At 70.1% G+C, this 15,959-nt stretch carries 15 protein-coding genes; 3 read left to right on the top strand and 12 right to left on the bottom strand.

Annotation, left to right across the window (positions count from 1 at the left end; translation table 11 throughout):
* Nucleotides 1–27 precede the first annotated feature (27 nt).
* The 4 genes from AB0O44_RS10495 to dxr form a co-directional block, all read right to left on the bottom strand.
* Nucleotides 28–570, bottom strand: a complete 543-nt coding sequence (locus AB0O44_RS10495) for a hypothetical protein (protein ID WP_364137121.1) — start codon at nt 568–570, stop codon at nt 28–30.
* A complete protein-coding gene (locus AB0O44_RS10490; protein ID WP_364137119.1) occupies nt 567–1,313 on the bottom strand; it encodes a MarR family transcriptional regulator in 747 nt (248 codons plus the stop codon). The genes AB0O44_RS10495 and AB0O44_RS10490 overlap by 4 nt, the downstream gene beginning before the upstream one ends.
* Nucleotides 1,314–1,400: 87 nt before the next feature.
* On the bottom strand, nt 1,401–2,732 hold the full coding sequence (locus AB0O44_RS10485) for a site-2 protease family protein (RefSeq protein WP_364137117.1): 1,332 nt from the start codon (nt 2,730–2,732) through the stop codon (nt 1,401–1,403).
* Between the two features lie 11 nt (nt 2,733–2,743).
* Nucleotides 2,744–3,958 (bottom strand): 1-deoxy-D-xylulose-5-phosphate reductoisomerase, encoded by a 1,215-nt coding sequence (gene dxr, locus AB0O44_RS10480; protein ID WP_364137115.1) that lies wholly within the window; start codon nt 3,956–3,958, stop codon nt 2,744–2,746.
* Nucleotides 3,959–4,032: 74 nt separating this feature from the next.
* On the opposite strand from dxr, the gene AB0O44_RS10475 reads away from it, so the two are divergent.
* On the top strand, nt 4,033–5,529 hold the full coding sequence (locus AB0O44_RS10475) for a lipase maturation factor family protein (RefSeq protein WP_364137113.1): 1,497 nt from the start codon (nt 4,033–4,035) through the stop codon (nt 5,527–5,529).
* 105 nt (nt 5,530–5,634) lie between these two features.
* Here the strand turns inward: AB0O44_RS10475 and AB0O44_RS10470 are convergent, their stop codons facing one another.
* The 3 genes from AB0O44_RS10470 to AB0O44_RS10460 are packed head-to-tail and all read right to left on the bottom strand — an operon-like array spanning nt 5,635 to nt 8,721.
* The gene (locus tag AB0O44_RS10470) at nt 5,635–7,167 is read right to left on the bottom strand and encodes a tripartite tricarboxylate transporter permease (RefSeq protein ID WP_290258377.1); all 1,533 of its coding nucleotides are present in this window, start codon (nt 7,165–7,167) and stop codon (nt 5,635–5,637) included.
* Entirely contained in the window at nt 7,160–7,699 is a 540-nt protein-coding gene (locus AB0O44_RS10465) for a tripartite tricarboxylate transporter TctB family protein (protein ID WP_290258378.1), read from the bottom strand. The genes AB0O44_RS10470 and AB0O44_RS10465 overlap by 8 nt, the downstream gene beginning before the upstream one ends.
* A gap of 2 nt (nt 7,700–7,701) precedes the next feature.
* Nucleotides 7,702–8,721 carry a tripartite tricarboxylate transporter substrate-binding protein gene (locus AB0O44_RS10460; RefSeq protein WP_364137110.1) on the bottom strand — a complete coding sequence of 340 codons (1,020 nt, stop codon included), beginning with the start codon at nt 8,719–8,721 and terminating at the stop codon, nt 7,702–7,704.
* A gap of 172 nt (nt 8,722–8,893) precedes the next feature.
* Here AB0O44_RS10460 and AB0O44_RS10455 point away from each other — a divergent pair, with 172 nt between their 5' ends.
* The gene (locus tag AB0O44_RS10455; RefSeq protein WP_364137108.1) at nt 8,894–10,564 is read left to right on the top strand and encodes a sensor histidine kinase; all 1,671 of its coding nucleotides are present in this window, start codon (nt 8,894–8,896) and stop codon (nt 10,562–10,564) included.
* Nucleotides 10,561–11,352 (top strand): response regulator, encoded by a 792-nt coding sequence (locus AB0O44_RS10450; RefSeq protein WP_364137106.1) that lies wholly within the window; start codon nt 10,561–10,563, stop codon nt 11,350–11,352. The genes AB0O44_RS10455 and AB0O44_RS10450 overlap by 4 nt, the downstream gene beginning before the upstream one ends.
* Before the next feature lie 400 nt (nt 11,353–11,752).
* Here AB0O44_RS10450 and AB0O44_RS10445 read toward each other — a convergent pair whose 3' ends face one another.
* From AB0O44_RS10445 to AB0O44_RS10425, 5 genes are read right to left on the bottom strand one after another with little or no spacing between them, the layout of a single operon-like run.
* A complete protein-coding gene (locus AB0O44_RS10445) occupies nt 11,753–12,586 on the bottom strand; it encodes a CoA ester lyase (protein ID WP_364137104.1) in 834 nt (277 codons plus the stop codon).
* Nucleotides 12,583–13,176, bottom strand: a complete 594-nt coding sequence (locus tag AB0O44_RS10440) for a MaoC family dehydratase (RefSeq protein WP_364137323.1) — start codon at nt 13,174–13,176, stop codon at nt 12,583–12,585. Before AB0O44_RS10440 ends, AB0O44_RS10445 begins: the two co-directional genes overlap by 4 nt.
* A gap of 17 nt (nt 13,177–13,193) precedes the next feature.
* Nucleotides 13,194–13,976 carry a CoA transferase subunit B gene (locus tag AB0O44_RS10435; protein ID WP_364137102.1) on the bottom strand — a complete coding sequence of 261 codons (783 nt, stop codon included), beginning with the start codon at nt 13,974–13,976 and terminating at the stop codon, nt 13,194–13,196.
* Between the two features lie 2 nt (nt 13,977–13,978).
* On the bottom strand, nt 13,979–14,761 hold the full coding sequence (locus AB0O44_RS10430; protein WP_364137100.1) for a CoA transferase subunit A: 783 nt from the start codon (nt 14,759–14,761) through the stop codon (nt 13,979–13,981).
* A 20-nt stretch (nt 14,762–14,781) separates the two neighbouring features.
* Nucleotides 14,782–15,957 (bottom strand): acyl-CoA dehydrogenase family protein, encoded by a 1,176-nt coding sequence (locus tag AB0O44_RS10425; protein WP_364137098.1) that lies wholly within the window; start codon nt 15,955–15,957, stop codon nt 14,782–14,784.
* Nucleotides 15,958–15,959: the final 2 nt, after the last annotated feature.

Below are 15,959 nucleotides of genomic sequence, written 5' to 3'. Positions count from 1 at the left end.
GCCGGGTTCCCATCCATCGGCCCGGTTTCAGGCCTGCAGCAGAACCCTCGCCAGCGCGGCCACGCCGGCGGCCCACAGCATCGAGGTGAGGGTGCCGATGATGAACCTCTCGGCCGCGACCGGGGTTTCCTTCAGTTCGGCGAACCGGCCCAAGCCCTTGATGGCGACCACGTAGGCGATGGCCACGGGCTGCCCGGCCAGAATGGCGAGGGCGACGGCGAGGCGTTCCAGCACGCCGATGATCGCCCCGCCGCGCAGGATGCGGGTGCCGACGGCGGCCGCCGGGACGGGCGCGGGGGCTGGGGTCTCGGGGGTTGGAGTCTCAGTGCTTGGTGCTGCCGGTACTTCCGGGGTTCCGGCCGCCGTGGTTGCCGCCCCGTCCGTGGGATCGTCGCTCCAGCCGGGACCGGCGTCGGAGTCGCTGCCCGTGGTGCCGTCAACCGCGTCGGCCGCCTGCCCGGCGTCGGCCCTGTCGTCGATGGTGCGGGCCAGGCGGAAGACCAGGGCGGTGACCGGCCAGCCGGCAAAGCCTGCCGTCACCAGCGCCAGTGTGATCCAGAGGGCGTTCACCGGTCTCCTTCGCTCGGGGTGCGCGCGGCGTGGCCGTCCGCGCCGGCGGTCTGGCCGTCGGCCAGGGCCAGCAGCATTTCTGCCGCTGGCCGTGCCGCCCATTCTTCCTGCCAGCCGGAGCGAAGCAGGGCACGGCTCACCGACTGCTCCGTGATTCCCAGCGCGGCGGCGGCGGCCTTCTGGCTGCCGTGGGTGCCGGCGCGCCCGTCGCGGACGTTTCGGAGGGCGTCCACCACCTTCCACTGGGCCGCGGTCCGGTCCTGGACCAGGCGGCCGATCAGCCGCAGGACCGCCTCGGCGTTGGCAGCCTCCCGCTCCCCCGGCGGCGCGGCCGGTGTCCCGGAGGCGCCGTCCCCGGCGCCGGCCGGGCGGGAGGCCGCCCCTCGGCGCGGGGTCCCCTCGGTGCCGGCTTCGACGGCGAGGGGAACATGCCCGGCGGCCTTGGCCCGCTCCACCGCGAGCCGGGCCGCCACGAACGCCGGCCCGGAGCCTTCACGGGGGCTGGCCGGCAGCGGTTGGTCCACGGCCCCGACGCCGATTCCGACGTACCAGTGGCCGTCCCGGAGGGCGTGCAGGGCGGTGTCCACCACCTCGGCAGGCGACTGCAGCACCCCCTGCAGCTCGTCGCCCACGGAGCGTTCGAAGGTGGCTCCGGGGACCAGTCTGGCCAGCTCCGCCAGCAGGCCGGGGACCCGGTCCACATCAGTGCTGCTGCCGCGCTGGTCGATCGTCAGGACGTACATACCGCAACCCTAGGCGGCTGATTCATAAAGATCAACCATCTAAAGCTGATTATCAAAAATCAGTTCAAAATGGCTTAGTAGCGGGAATCAACCGAAAAGGTTCACCGGTTTGACGATGTCCGCGTAAATCAGCAGCGCTGACATGCCCATCAGCAGCGCCGCCACCACGTACGTCACGGGCAGCATCTTGGCGATGTCGAACGCCCCCGGATCCGGCCGGCCGAAGAGCTTGGCGATCCGGCGCCGGGCACCCTCGTACAGCGCGCCCGCCACGTGGCCGCCGTCGAGCGGCAGCAGCGGGACGAGGTTGAAGACGGCCAGGGCGAAGTTCAGCCCGGCGAGCAAGCCCACCAAGGTGGCGAGCCGGCTCTGAAGCGGCACCTGTTCCATGGCGGCGACCTCGCCGGCCACCCGGCCGACGCCCACCACGCTGATGGGGCCGTTGGGGTCCCGGGGCTCCGAACTGAAGGCCGCCTGCGCCACGCCCACCACGCGCGCCGGGAGGTTCAGGACGACGCCGGCGATCTGCTTGATGTTCTCCCCGGCCATCGGGAGCACCGCCGACGCCGGCTGCTGCACCAGCGCCGACTGCGGGCCGATGCCGAGGAAACCGACGTCCTGGTAGCGGAGCTTGCCGTCCGCGTCCTTGGCCTGGCGTCCGTCGGCGCCGACCACCGGGCGGGAGGAGAGCACCGGGGTCACCGTGGTGGTGACGGGGGCGCCGTCGCGCTGGACCGTGACGCTCACGGTCTTGCCGGCCGAGGCCCGGATCCAGCCGGTGAGCTCGTCCCAGTTGGTGACCTGCCTGCCGTCGAAGGAGGTGATCGTGTCGCCCGGCTTCAGTCCGGCGGCGGCCGCGGGGGTGAGCTTGCAGTCCTGCGAGTTCGGGTCCACGGTTTCCCCGGCCTTGACCTGGCACTTGGAGACGTCGGCAATGGTGGTGGTGGAGCCCGCCACGCCGAAGCCCATCAGCAGCACGGCCGTCAGCACGAGGCCGATCAGCAGGTTCATGGCCGGGCCGCCGAGCATGATGATGATCTTCTTCCAGACCGGCAGCCGGTAGAACACCCGGTCCCGGTCTTCGGGGCCGATCTCCTCGTGCGCCAGCGACCGCGCGTCGGCGGCCAGGGACTGGAACATGCCGGTGCTGGAGGCCCGGACGGTGCCGTCCTCCGGGTTGGGCGGGTACATGCCGATCATCGAGACGAAGCCGCCGAGGGGGATGGCCTTGACGCCGTATTCGGTCTCGCCGCGGCGCCGCGACCAGAGAGTGGGACCGAAGCCGATCATGTATTTGGTGACGCGGACCTTGAACAGCTTGGCCGGCACCAGGTGGCCCACCTCGTGCAGGGCGATGGACACGGCGATGCCGATCACGACAAAGACGACGCCGAGGATGAAGAGGAGAACGGGGCTCATGCTGGGTCTGGCTACTTCCTGGGCACGGACTGGCTGGGGGTGGCGGGGGTTCCTACGGCCAAACGCTCGAGGGTCCGCGCGCGTGCCCACTTTTCAGCATCCAGCACGGCCTCGACCGTCAGCCCGGAGGATCCTGTGTGCTCGCTGAGGACGGCCTCGACGGTGTCCACGATGTCGGGGAAGCGGATCCGGCCGGCGTGGAAGGCCATCACGGCTTCCTCGTTGGCGGCGTTGAAGACCGCCGGGTAGGTGCTGCCGCGGCGGGCGGCGTCCTTGGCCAGGCCGACGGCGGGGAACGCGCCGGCGTCCAGCGGTTCGAACGTCCAGCTGGTGGCCCGGGTCCAGTCGCACGGGGACGCGGCGCCGGGAACCCGGTCCGGCCAGCCGAGGCCCAGGGCGATCGGCAGGCGCATGTCCGGCGGGGAGGCCTGGGCGATGGTGGATCCGTCGGTGAACTGCACCATCGAGTGCACCACGGACTGCGGGTGGACCACGACGTCGATCTTCTCCAGTGGGATGTCGAAGAGCAGGTGCGCCTCGATCACTTCAAGGCCCTTGTTGACCAGGGTGGCGGAGTTGGTGGTGACCATCAGGCCCATGTCCCAGGTGGGGTGGGCCAGGGCGTCCTGCGGGGTTACGTCCAGCAGCTCGGCCCGGGTCCGGCCGCGGAACGGACCGCCGGAGGCCGTCAGGACCAGGCGGTCCACCTCGGCGGCGGTGCCGGAGCGCAGGCACTGGGCGATGGCGGAGTGTTCGGAGTCCACCGGGACGATTTGGCCCTCGCGGGCGGCGGCCTTGACCAGGGCGCCGCCGACGATCAGGGATTCCTTGTTCGCCAGGGCGAGCGTGGCGCCGGACTTCAGGGCGGCGAGGGTGGGTGCCAGGCCGATCGAGCCGGTGATGCCGTTGAGGACGACGTCGGCGGGGATCTCCGCGATCCGGGTGGCGGCGTCCGGGCCGGCGAGGATCTCCGGACGGTACCCGGTCACCCCGGCAGCGCGCGCGGCGTCGTCAATCAGGCGCTGCAGCCCGGCCGGGTCGCCGGCGGCGATGCCGACGGCGCGGGCCCGGGTGTGGACCGCCTGCCGGGCCAGGAGTTCAAGGTTGCCGCCGCCCGCGCTGAGCGCCACGATCTCGAACCGGTCGGGCGCCCCGTCGACGACGTCGAGGGCCTGGGTACCGATGGACCCGGTGGATCCGAGGAGGACAATGCTGCGCGGCTTCATGCCTCCAGTATCCCGCACCGGCACTGCCCCGGCCGCGCCTTGACGCCCTCCGGCGGCGGCGTACCGTGGGAATCGTGGAGTGGACGGCCTGGTTTGACGCGCCGGACTACGGATTCGCCCGGCAGGTACTGCAGCGCGGCGTCGCGGCCGTTTTTGTGGTCGCGTTCCTCTCCTCGCTGAACCAGTTTCCGGCGCTCCTCGGCGAGCGCGGACTACTCCCGGTCCCCTCGCTCCTGGCCCGCGCCCGGCGCCCGCTTCGACCCACCCTGTTCGCCTGGCACTATTCGGACCGTTTGCTGCGCGCGGTCTGCGCCGTCGGGATGCTGATCGGCGCCGCCCTGGTACTGGGCCTGCCGCAGCAGGGGCCGCCGTGGCTGCCGCTGCTGGCTTTCCTGGCGCTCTGGTTGCTGTACATGTCGATCGTGAACGTGGGCCAGACGTTCTACGGGTTCGGCTGGGAGATGCTGCTGCTGGAGGCTGGGTTCACCGTGGGGTTCCTCGGCTCGGAGCAGACTCTCCCGCCGCGGACCGTCCTGCTCCTGCTGGTGTGGCTGCTGTTCCGGCTGGAATTCGGGGCGGGGATGATCAAGATCCGCGGCGGCCGGGAGTGGCGGGACCTCACCGCGCTGTACTACCACCACGAAACCCAGCCGATGCCCGGGCCCCTGAGCCGCCAGGCCCACCTGATGCCGAAGGCCTGGCACCGGCTGGAGGTCCTGGGCAACCATGGCGCCCAGCTGGTCGTGCCGTTCTTCCTGTTCGCCCCGCAGCCGCTGGCGTCCGTGGCCGCGGGGATCGTGGTGTTCACCCAGCTGTGGCTGGTGGCCAGCGGCAACTTCGCGTGGCTGAACTGGATGGCGATTCTGCTGGCTTTCGCGGCGGTGAGCGATCCGGTGCTGCACGCCCTGTTCCCCGGCCTGCCGTCCGGCTGGCGGCCCCCGGGTGCGGCGGAGGGAGCAGTGCCGGCGGGAGGTGTCGTGTCAACGGAGGGCTCGCAGGCGCCGCTGCCCTGGCTGGTGCTGGTAAGCCTGGCCACCGTGTTGCTGCTGGTGCTCAGCTACCGCCCGGCGGCGAACCTGGTCTCGTCGTACCAGCTGATGAATGCCGCGTTCAACCGGTGGCAGCTGGTCAATGCCTACGGGGCGTTCGGCTCGGTGACCAAGCAGCGGATCGAGATCGTGGTGGAGGGGACCCTGGACCCCGAGCCGGACGAGGCGGCGGACTGGCGGGAGTACGGGTTCCGCGGCAAGCCCGGTGATGTCCGGCGCGTGCCGCGGCAGTGGGCGCCGTACCACCTGCGGCTGGACTGGCTGATGTGGTTCCTGCCGCTGCGCAGCGTGCACGAGCAATGGTTCTACGCGTTCCTGGCGAAGCTGCTGGAGGCAGACCGGCCCACGCTGCGGCTGCTGCGGGAGGACCCGTTCGACGGCGCCCGGCCGCGCTGGGTGCGGGCCCGGAGTTTCCACTACCGCTTCGCCACCCGGGCGGAGTTCCGCGCCACCGGCCAGCGCTGGGTCCGGATCCTGCTGGAGGAGTCCATCCCGCCGCTGTCCCTGCCGCCGGAGGACTGAGTGCCCGCCGGGACCGCAGCGATCTGACACGAATGGCCGGAATGGTGGGTACCATTCCGGCCATTCGTGGCAAACAGGCGCGGTGGCCTGGCTAATGCTCCCGCCCTAGACGGACACGGATTCCTTCTCGGTGACCGCCTCCAGGGCGGCCTGCCGGCGGCGCAGCCACCAGGAACCCAGGAAGATCAGCGCCATGGTCGCGTAGACCACGACTGCGAACGGGGTGGAGAACAGCGCGGTGGGGTCGTTCTGGGAGAGCTGCAGCGAGCGCCGCAGCTGCACCTCGAACATCGGCCCCAGGATCATCGCCACCACCATGGGCGCCACGGGGTAGCCGTAGCGGCGCATGAAGTAGCCCAGGATGCCCACCACCAGCAGCACCCCGACGTCGATCGGCGAGAAGTTCACCGAGAACGCCCCGAGGGCCGCGAAGACCAGGATGCCGGCGTAGAGGAACGGCCTCGGGATCTGCAGGATCTTCACCCAGAGGCCCACCAGCGGCAGGTTCAGCACCAGCAGCATCAGGTTGCCCACGTACAGGGAGGCGATCAGGGTCCAGACCAGGGCGCCCTGGTTTTCGAACAGGAGCGGCCCGGGCTGGATCTGGTAGCGCTGGAACGCGGTCAGCATCATCGCCGCGGTGGCGGTGGTGGGGATGCCGAGGGTCAGCAGCGGCACCAGGACACCGGCGGCGGCGGCGTTGTTGGCCGCCTCGGGACCGGCGACGCCCTCAATCGCGCCCTTGCCGAACTGGCGCCGGTTCTCGCCCTTGGCCAGCCGCCGTTCCGCCGCGTAGGACAGGAACGTGGAGACGTCCGCACCGCCGGCGGGGACCGTGCCGATCGGGAAGCCGATGAACGTTCCGCGCAGCCACGGCTTCCAGGACCGCTTCCAGTCCTCCTTGGACAGCCAGGCGTTCTTGCCCTTGCTGACCGGGATGACCTCCACCGGACCGTGCCGGAGCTTGGAGGCGACGTAGAGCGCCTCGCCCAGGGCGAAAAGGCCCACGGCCACCAGCACCATGTCGATGCCGTCCACCAGGTTGGGGTTGTCGAAGGTGAAGCGCTGCTGGGCGGTGCTGTCGTCGATGCCGATCAGGCCGATGAACAGGCCCAGGGCCAGGGACGCGAGCCCGCGGAGCACCGAGGCGCCCAGCAGCGCGCCGACGGTGAGGAAGGCCACCACCATGAGTGCCACGTAGTCCACCGGGCCGAGGCCGACGGCGAATTCCGCCACGACGGGGGCCAAAAAGGACAGCAGCACAGTGGCGATGGTGCCGGCGATAAACGAACCGATCGCCGCCGTCGCCAGCGCCGCCGCTCCCCTGCCGGCCTTGGCCATCTTGTTGCCCTCGAGGGCGGTGACGATCGAGGCGGATTCACCGGGGGTGTTGAGCAGGATCGACGTCGTCGACCCGCCGTACATGCCGCCGTAGTAGATGCCGGCGAACACGATCAGCGCCGCGGCCGGATCCAGGGCATAGGTGATGGGCATCAGCAGTGCCACGGTCATGGCCGGGCCGATGCCCGGGAGGACACCGACGGCGGTGCCGACGAAGACGCCGCCCAGGGCGTAGAGCAGGTAGACCGGCTGGAGGGCGTTGGCGAAGCCGTCAAGCAGGAACGTAATGCTATCCATGGAAGAACGGCACCCCCTCGAACAGCGGGCCCGGGGGCAGGGACACGCCCAGCAGGCCGCCGAAGACGTACTGCAGGAGCAGTGCCATGATCACGGCGACGACGATCGCCTTCCAGAGCGGCTTGGCCTCAAGGGTCCAGGCCGCCCCGCTGAACAGGACCGCCGCGGCCACGGGCCAGCCGGCGGGTTCGATCAGGACGATGTGCAGCACCACGAAGCCGACCAGCTTGGCCAGGGCCACCCAGTCTGTGGAGGCATCTGCGTCGAGGTCCTCGCCCTCCTCGGCCTGGCCCACCTTGCCGCGCAGGACCTGGATGACGATGCCGGTGCCGACGGCCACGAGGGTGCCGCAGACGATGTAGGGGAAGGCACGGGGGCCGATGCCGGTCTCCGACGGCGGGATCGGGATGGATCCCGCCGTCAGGAGTCCCGCCGCGCCGATGCTGACGAACAGGAGGGCGAAGAGAATCTCCCCGAGAGGCCGCTTGGCGGGCGCCTCCACGTGGGTGGACTCTGTTGTTGGGGCGGACACTGTTACTTGACCAGGCCGATTTCGGTCAGCGTGGTCTTGACCTTCGTGATGTCCTCGCCCAGGAAGGTCTTGAAGCCGTCGCCGGCCAGGAATGCGTCGTCCCAGTTGTTCTTCTTCAGGGTGGACTTCCAGGCCTCGGTCTCGTGCAGCCTGGTGACGAGTTCGGTCAGCTTGGTCTTCTGGGCGTCGTCGATGGAGCCGGGGGCCACCACGCCGCGCCAGTTGGTCAGCACGACGTCGATGCCCTGCTCGGTGAGCGGCTTGATGCCGGGCAGCGCCGGGACCTCGCCCTTGCCGGAGACGGCGAGCGCGCGGACCTTGCCGGCCTTGACCTGTTCGGCGTATTCGCCGATGCCGGAGATACCGGCCTGGACCTTGTTGCCCAGCAGCGCGGCAATGGACTCGCCGCCGCCGGAGTAGCCGATGTAGTTCAGCTTGTCCGAGCCGACGCCCTGGGACTTGAGGATCTGCCCGGCCAGGATGTGGTCCGCGCCGCCGGCCGAGCCGCCGGTGATGGCGACGCCCTTGCCGTTGGCCTTGATGTCGTCCACCAGGTCCTTGACGGACTGGTACTTCGAGGACGCCGGGACCACCAGGACCAGGGGCTCCTCGGTGAGGCGGGCGATCGGGGTGGTGTCCTCCAGGCGGGACTTGGCGCCGTTGGTCTCGACGGCCCCGACCATGACGTAGCCCATCACCATCAGGGTGTTGGCGTCCTTTTCGGTGGCCAGCTTGGCCAGGCCGTTGGTGCCGCCGCCGCCGCCGATGTTGGTGACCTGGGCGGAGCTGACGAGCTTGTTGGACTGCAGGTCCGCCTGAATGGCCCGGCCGGTCTGGTCCCAGCCGCCGCCGGGGTTGGCAGGGACGATGATGCTGAGCTTCTTGACCGGTTCGGCGGCGGATCCGTTGCCGGCGGCGCTGCCGGTGCCGGTGCCGCCGCCGCAAGCCGCGAGGGTGAGGGCGAGGCCTGCCGCTCCGGCGGTGAGGGCGGCGCGGCGGGTGAAGGTGTGGTGGAACGTCATGATCTCTCCTTGGACACATGTGATGCACATCATTGGAATCACTTCCCCGACCCTAGGAGCGGCCACGGTGGCGGGACAGTATTAGGACGTAGAGGTAGTAGTGGTCATATTGGTCACGGATCGTGGCCGGCTTCCGGCACCGGGCGGCGGTCCCGGGTGGCAGACTTGTGAGGTGTTTCACAGCGTCCCGCTCCGCTTCCAGCTGGTGGCCCTCCAGCTGGCCATCGTCCTGGCCGTGCTCACCGCCGTCGGCGTCGTGACAATCCGCATGCAGGAGGCGCAGCTGCGCGACGCGTACAAGAGCCGGCTGATCGGCGTGGCCGAGAGTGTGGCCCGGCTGCCGTCGGTCATCAACGCCTTCGGCACGCCCGCCCCCGCGGAGACCATCCAGCCGATCGCCGAGGTGATCCGGCAGGCCTCCAACGTCACCTATGTGGTGGTGACGGACAAGTTCGGCGTGCGGCAGTCCCACCCGAACCCGGAGGAGATCGGCAAGCACGTCTCCACGGACCCGTCCGTCCCGCTCGCCGGGGACATCTACGTGGGAACCCAGACCGGCACGCTGGGCGAGTCCTGGCGGGTCAAGGTGCCCATCTTCGACCGGAACGGGGCGGTGATCGGGTCGGCCTCCGTGGGGGTCCTGGAGAGCACCCTCGCCGCCGACCTCTACGAGGACCTGCCGCAGCTCTTCGGCTGGCTGGTGGGCGCCGCGCTGCTGGGGTCCCTCGGCGCGATGTACATCTCCAAGCTGGTCTGGCGGCAGATCTACAAGCTGGAACCGGAGGACATCGCTGCGCTGCTCGAGACCCGGGACGCCATGCTGCACGGCCTGGGTGAGGGGCTGGTGGCGGTGGACGCCGACGGCACCGTGGTGCTGGTCAACGACGAGGCCCGGCGGCTGCTGGGCGTGGGCGAGGAGATCCTCGGCTCCCCCGCCACCGCCTCCCTGGAGCCGGGCATCCACCGGCTCCTCGCGGCCGGGTCCAGCACCGAGGAACTGGTCCTCTCCGGCGAGCGGATCCTCCTGGGCAAGGTGAACGCCGCCACGGTGGACGGCCGGGAGGTGGGCAAGGTGCTGATCCTGCGGGACCGGACCGAGCTGCACGCCATGCTGCGGGACCGGGACGGCGCCCTGGACGTGACGCTGGCGCTCCGGGCCCAGGCGCACGAGTTCGCGAACAAGCTGCACGTCGTCTCCGGGCTGCTGGAACTGGGCCAACAGTCGAAGGCGGTAGAGTTCCTGGGCCGCAGCGCCGCCGATGCCGGCTTCGTGAACCGTCCGCTGGCGGCCGGCATCACCGACGACGGCGTCCGGGCCCTGCTGATCGCCAAGTCCACGGTGTGCGCCGAGCGCGGGATCGACATCGAGGTCGCGGAGGACTCGGTCTGCGCCCCGGACGGGACCGACGACGTCATCACCGTGCTGGGGAACCTGATTGACAACGCCGTCGACGCCGCCGGCTACGACAGCACCGTGGCCGTCGCCCTGGCCGAGACCCCGGCCGGCGGCCGCGTGCTCACCGTCGAGGACGACGGCCCGGGCGTGCCGGACGCGGACCGGCAGGCGGTGTTCGAACCCGGGGTCACGAGCAAGGATGCCGACGGCGTGAACACCCGCGGATTCGGGCTGGCCCTGGTCCAGCGCGTTGCCCGGCGGCGCGGCGGGACGGCGGCGGTGACCCGTTCGGACCTGGGCGGGGCGCGGTTTACGGTCACGTTCAGCACAATTACTTCACACACGGTTACTTCACACACAGTTACTTCAAACACGGCGGGGAGCGCCGCGGCGGCTTCCCCGGCGGGGCCGGACGCCCCACGGAAGGCGGCACTGGAACGGCTATGAGCGGCATACGCACCCTCATCATCGACGATGACGTGGCGGTTGCGGGGATCCATCACGGGTTCCTGCTGGCCCGCGGCGGCTTCGACGTCGTCGGCACCGCCCACTCGGGACGGCAGGGACTGGACCTCGCCGCGGAGCTGCTGCCGGACCTGGTCCTGCTGGACATCCACCTTCCCGACATGTCCGGGCTGGAGGTGCTGCGGCAGCTGCGGAACCGGCCGCACCAGCCCACGGACGTCCTGGTGATCACCGCGTCCCGGGAGTTGGAGACGGTCCGCGCGGCGATGGCCGGAGGGGTGCTGCACTACCTGGTCAAGCCGTTCACCTCGCAGGCCCTGAACGAGCGCCTGGACGAGTACGTGGCGCTGCGCGACGAGCTGGCCGCAGGGTCCTCGGCCGGGCCGCTGGACCAGGACCGGATCGACCGGTTGGTGGCACCCTCCCGGCGTGCTACCGCGGCGGCCGGGGCCGGGCAGGCTGCCGAGGGTCACGCGGCAGGTCAGGCGTCAGAGGCCGACGGCGGCGGGACCGGCGCGGGGGTCAGTGCCGGTGCGGACGGGGTGCGACTGCCCAAGGGGTTGTCCCGGCCCACCCTGGACGCGGTGATCGAGGCGCTGCGGGCCAGTCCCGAGGACGTGTCCGCGGCCGGGCTCGCTCTGAGGCTGGGCCTCTCCCGGGTCAGCGCCCGGCGCTACCTCGAGTATCTGGTGGTCAACGGCTTCGCCCGGCTCACCCCGCGGTACGGCGCCGCCGGCCGGCCGGAGAACCGCTACCTCTGGCGCCGCTGAGCACGCCCATACCCCACCAGCTGCGACGAGCATGCCCATTCTTCGCGCCAGCCGCCATGCGGATGCCCATACCCCACCAGCAGCGATGAGCATGCCCATTCTTCGGGTGGATCGGGGCAGGTTTCGTCCGTAACCTGCCCCATTTGCCGGAGTTGGCCGCTATAGACCCTCGCATTTCGGCCATCTGTGGCGAATCGATGAGAATTCAGGCGTGGCCGGGAGGGCACCATGGCTTTCCGCGCGGTCGGGCCGGGCCACGCCAGCAGCAACGCCGGTGACACCCGCCTACGCCCATTTGACGGAGTTGGCCGCTATGGACCCTCGCATTTCGGCCATCTGTGGCGAATCGATGAGAATTCAGGGCGAGGCCAGCAGGTCCCGCCCCCAGCGGGCCTGAAGGCTAGTGCCCGGCGCGGCGGAGCGTGGCCTCGGCGTGCTTGAGGATAGGCCCGTCGATCATGCTGCCCTTGTGCTGGAAGACGCCCGTTCCGGCGGCTGCGGCGGCGTCGAGCAGCTCGCGCGCCGTGGCCACTTCTTCCTCGGACGGGGCGTACGCCTCCCGGACCACGGCCACCTGGTTCGGGTGGATGCAGGCCTTGGAGCCGAAGCCGGAGGCGACGGCGTCGCGGCTCTCGGCGGCCAGGCCGTCCAGGTCCGGAATGTTGACGTAGACCGAGTCCACCGCTTCCTTGCCGGCGGCGCGGGCGGCCAGCAGCACCGTGGAGCGGGCGTGCAGGGCGACGGCCCGGTAGCCGCCGTCGTCGTTCCGGCTGGACGTCCCGCCGAGGGAGGCGATCAGGTCCTCGGCGCCCCACATCAGGCCCACCACGTTGGGTTCGGCCGCGATGGCCGCGGCGTTGACGATCCCGGCCGCCGTCTCGCACAGGGCGATCACGCTGAAGCCCTCTAGCTCGCGGAGCTGGGCGGCGCTTTCGGCCTTGGCGAGCATCACGTGCCGGTAGGGGGTGTGCTTGAGGCAGTGCAGATCCTTCCCGAACTCCTCGGTCCCGGCCGGGTTGATCCGGATGATGGTCCGGCTGGGATCCAGTTCGGGCACGTCACCGGCCGAGCCGAGCTGGGCCAGGATGGCCCCGCGGGCGCGCTGCTTGTCCGCGGGGGCGACGGCGTCCTCGAGGTCCACGATCACCGTGTCCGCGCGGTCGGCGGCCTTTTGGTAGCGCTCGGGCCGGTCGGCGGGGCAGAAGAGCAGGGCGGGGCCCATCAGGAAGGTCATGCCTCGATTCTCCCCTTTTCGGCGGCTTCCGGTGACGCGGCTTCCCGCGACCCATTCTGCTGCGTCGCCGGCTGCGATCCCGCCTGCTGCGAAGTGTGCGCGTCGCGGGTCCACATCAGGCAGCTGCGGGTGGCGCGGGCCACCACGGTGCCGTCCTGGTTCCGGCCGGTGTGCTCCATGGTCACGATGCCCTGGCCCGGCCGGGACGAGGAGAGCCGCTTCCCTGTTACCACCGTCTCCGTGTAGAGCGTGTCCCCGTGGAAGAGCGGGTGCGGGAAGGACACATCCGTCAGGCCCAGCTGGGCGATGATGGTCCCCTGGGTCAGCTGCGGCACGGACTGGCCCACCATGGTGGCCAGGGTGAACATGGAGTTCATCAGCCGCTGGCCGAAGGGCTGCCCGGCGCTCCAGGCGGCGTCCAGGTGCAGCGACTGGGTGTTCATGGTCATGGTGGTGAACAGGACGTTATCCGTCTCGGTCACGGTCCGGCCGGGCCGGTGCGCATAGGCGACGCCTTCCTCAAGCTCGTCGAAGTAGAGGCCGCGCTGTTCGATAACGCGGCGGCCCGCGCCGCCGGCGTCGGCGTCCATGTGGGAGTGGCTGGTGGTCATACGGAGAGTTCCTGGTCTTCCTCGAAAAGTTCGGCGCCGGTGGCCGCGGCCACCTCTTCCGCGGTCACGTCCGGAGCCAGTTCCCGCAGCACCAGCCGCGAGGTCCCGCCCTCGGTCACGACGTCGATGACGGCGAGGTCGGTGATGATCCGGTCCACGCAGCCCTTGCCCGTAAGCGGCAGGGAGCAGCGCTCCACGATCTTCGGGTTGCCGTTGCGGTCCACGTGCTCCATCATCACGATCACCTTCTTGGCCCCGAAGACCAGGTCCATTGCCCCGCCCATGCCCTTGACCATCTTGCCCGGGATCATCCAGTTGGCGAGGTCCCCGTTCTGCGCCACCTCCATGGCGCCGAGGACGGCGACGTCGACGTGGCCGCCGCGGATCATCCCGAAGGATGCGGCGGAGTCGAAGAAGGCGGCGCCCTTGTTGACCGTGACGGTCTCCTTGCCGGCGTTGATCAGGTCGGGGTCGACGTTGTCCTCGGCCGGGTAGGGCCCGACGCCGAGGATCCCGTTCTCCGAGTGCAGCACCACCTCGACGCCGTCCGGAATGTAGTTCGGGATCAGCGTGGGCATGCCGATGCCGAGGTTGACGTACTGGCCGTTGTGCAGCTCCCGCGCCACGCGGGCGGCGAGCTCGTTCCGGGTCCAGCCCTTGGCCGGCGCGGCAAAGTCGGCGCCGCCGGGAACGGCGCCGTGTTCGACGGCGGGCGGCCGGTATTCGTGCCGGACGGTTTCGGGCCGGGCGGGGCCGTCCGGGGTCTGGGTGCTCTCCACGGTCAGGCTCCTGTCGTTCCGGCGGGCCCGGCGGATGCGGCGGCCACGGTCCGTTTCTCGATGCGTTTCTCCGCCTCTGGGGCCAGGACCACGCGCTGGACGAAGATGCCCGGGACGTGGATCTGTCCCGGATCCAGCTCCCCCGGTTCCACGAGCTCCTCCACCTCGGCGATGGTGATCTTCCCGGCCATGGCGCAGAGCGGGTTGAAGTTCATCGCGGCGGCATGGAAGACCAGGTTGCCGTGCCGGTCCCCCTTCCAGGCGTGGACCAGGCCGAAGTCCGGCGTCAACGCCTCCTCCAGCACGTAGTCGGCGCCGTGGAAGCTCCGGACCTCCTTGGCCGCGGAAGCCACCGCGACGTTGCCGTCGGCGTCGTACTTCTGCGGCAGGCCGCCCTCGGCGACCTGGGTGCCGACGCCGGCGGGCGTGTAGAACGCGGGGATGCCGGCCCCGCCGGCGCGCAGCTTTTCGGCCAGGGTGCCCTGCGGGGTGAGGACCACCTCGAGTTCGCCGGACAGGTACTGCCTGGCAAACTCCTTGTTCTCCCCCACGTAGGAGCTGATGGTCCGGCGGATCCGGCCGTCCTTGAGCAGGATGCCCAGGCCCCAGTCGTCCACGCCGCAGTTGTTGCTGACGGTCTCCAGGTCCGTCGCGCCGCGCTCATGCAGTGCCGCGATCAGCGCCACGGGGATGCCGCAGAGGCCGAAGCCCCCGACGGCAAGCGAGGCGCCGTCGGAAATGTCCGCCACGGCCTCGGCGGCGCTGGCAACAACTTTGTCGATCATCGAAAGGTCCTTCCGTGCGGCTACAGGCCCAGTTCGCGGGCGATCAGCATCAGCTGGACCTCCGTGGTGCCCTCGCCGACCTCCAGGATCTTGGAGTCGCGGTAGTGGCGTGCCACGGTGAACTCGTTGATGAAGCCATAGCCGCCGAACACCTGGGTGGCGTCCCGCGCGTTGTCCATGGCTGCCTCGCCTGCGATCATCTTAGCGATGGCCGCCTGGGTCTTGAACGGCTTGCCGGCGAGCATCCGGGCGGCGGCGTCGTAGTAGGCCAGGCGGGCGGTGTGGGCCCGGGCCTCCATGCGGGCGATCTTGAACGCGACGGCCTGGTACTTGCCGATGTTCTGGCCGAAGGCGCTGCGTTCCTTGGCGTACTTCACCGACTGGTCCACACAACCCTGGGCGGCGCCGACGGCGAGCGCGGCGATGGCGATGCGGCCCTCGTCGAGGATGGAGAGGAAGTTGGCGTAGCCGCGGCCGCGGGTGCCGAGGAGGTTCTCCTCCGGGACCCGGACGTTGTCCAGCGTCAGCGGGTGGGTGTCCGAGGCGTTCCAGCCGACCTTATTGTAGGCCTTCTCCGCCGTGAACCCGAGCGTGCTGGTGGGCACCAGAATGGTGGAGATTTCCTTCTTGATGCTGCCGTCCGGGCGTTCCTGCTGGCCGGTGACCGCGGTGACGGTAACAAGTTTGGTGATGTCGGTGCCGGAGTTGGTGATGAACGCCTTGTTGCCGTTGATTACCCAATTTTTTGCGTCTCCGACGCCTTCCAGCCTGGCGGTGGTCTTGGTTCCGCCGGCGTCGGAGCCGGCCTCGGGTTCGGTCAGGCCGAACCCGGCGAGCGCCTTGCCGGAGGCCAGCAGCGGCAGCCACTCCTCCTTCTGCGCGTCGGTGCCGAAGCGGTGGATCGGCATGGCGCCGAGCGAGACGCCGGCCTCCAGGGTGATCGCGACCGACTGGTCCACCCGGCCAAGCTGCTCCAGGGCCAGGGCCAGGGCGAAGTAGTCCCCGCCCATGCCGCCGGCTTCCTCCGGGAAGGGCAGGCCGAAGAGGCCCATGTCGGCCATCTGGGAGACGACCTCGTAGGGGAAGCTGTGTTCCTCGTCGTGCTTGGCGGAGACCGGGGCAACCACCTGGTCGGCGAAGTCGCGGACGGTGTCGGAGAGGTCCTGGTAGTCCTCGCTGAGTTCAAAATCGGGCATGG

Origin of the sequence: Arthrobacter sp. NPDC080082, assembly GCF_040686595.1 — a bacterium.
Lineage (GTDB): Bacteria > Actinomycetota > Actinomycetes > Actinomycetales > Micrococcaceae > Arthrobacter.
The sequence above is the reverse complement of the archived record's forward strand: the minus strand, read 5'-3'. Positions and strand labels throughout refer to the sequence as shown.